The organism is Chimaeribacter californicus (assembly GCF_002858675.1).
Taxonomy (GTDB): domain Bacteria; phylum Pseudomonadota; class Gammaproteobacteria; order Enterobacterales; family Enterobacteriaceae; genus Chimaeribacter; species Chimaeribacter californicus.
The window spans coordinates 1-917 of sequence record NZ_PJZF01000087.1 but is presented as its reverse complement, the minus strand read 5'-3'; the positions used below and the strand labels follow the sequence as shown (position 1 = coordinate 917).

Sequence of the window (917 nt, the reverse complement as noted above, 5' to 3'; positions counted from 1 at the left end):
TTTCACCGTGGAGATTGAGGCGGTCGCTGCCTGATGTTCAAGGAATTCCGCACCGCCTCAATTTATCGCCTTTCCCGCGATGTCACTTTGACGCATGACGAGCTGCAAAAGCAGATTGCTACCCTCACCTTTCAACCGTGCGGCTCCCAAGACATGGCCAAGAGCGGCTTTATCAGCCCGCTGACCGGTGATACGGAAGGTGAACTGGTGTGCTCCGGCAATGGTTATCTGCTGGTGGCCATCAAGCATGAAAAGAAACTCCTGACCTCCTCTGTTATCAAGCAAGCCCTGGCTGCCCGGGTGCAGAAACTTGAAGCAGAGCAAGCCCGCCGGCTGAAGAAGTCCGAGAAGGACAGCCTGAAAGATGAAGTGATCCATGCACTGCTGCCGCGTGCTTTTTCGGGGTATTCACAAACGCTGGTGCTGTTCGACACCCGCGGTATGCGCGTGTTTGTGAATGCCCCGGCCAAAAAGGCTGAGGATGCTCTGGCGCTGGTGCGTAAGGCGCTTGGCTCCCTGCCGGTAGTGCCTGTATGCATGGAAACCCCCATTGAACTGACCCTTACCAAGTGGGTGCAAGAGAGCGACATGCCTGCTGGCTGGACAATGGGCGCACGCGCTGAGTTTGAATCCCTGCTTGAGAGCGGTGGCGTAGCCAAGGTGGCAAAACAAGACCTCGGCTCCGATGAGATCCAGGCCATGATCAGCGCCGGCAAGGTGGTCACCCGCTTGGAAATGAATTGGCAGGAGCGTGTAAGCCTGGTGCTGAGCGACAGCGGCCAGCTTACCGGTTTGGCGTTCTCTGATTCGCTGGTTATGCAAAACGACGATATTGAGCGCGATGAGGCACTACAGCGCCGGGCTGCCGATATTGCCCTGGTGGCTGATGAGCTGTTACGCATGACCGATGACCTGAC

The 917-nt window shown here is 56.9% G+C and carries 1 protein-coding gene; it reads left to right on the top strand.

Annotation, left to right across the window (positions count from 1 at the left end):
* Positions 1-33: 33 nt before the first annotated feature.
* The coding region (locus CYR55_RS22985; protein ID WP_101818597.1) for a recombination-associated protein RdgC at positions 34-917 on the top strand (884 nt) is incomplete at its 3' end.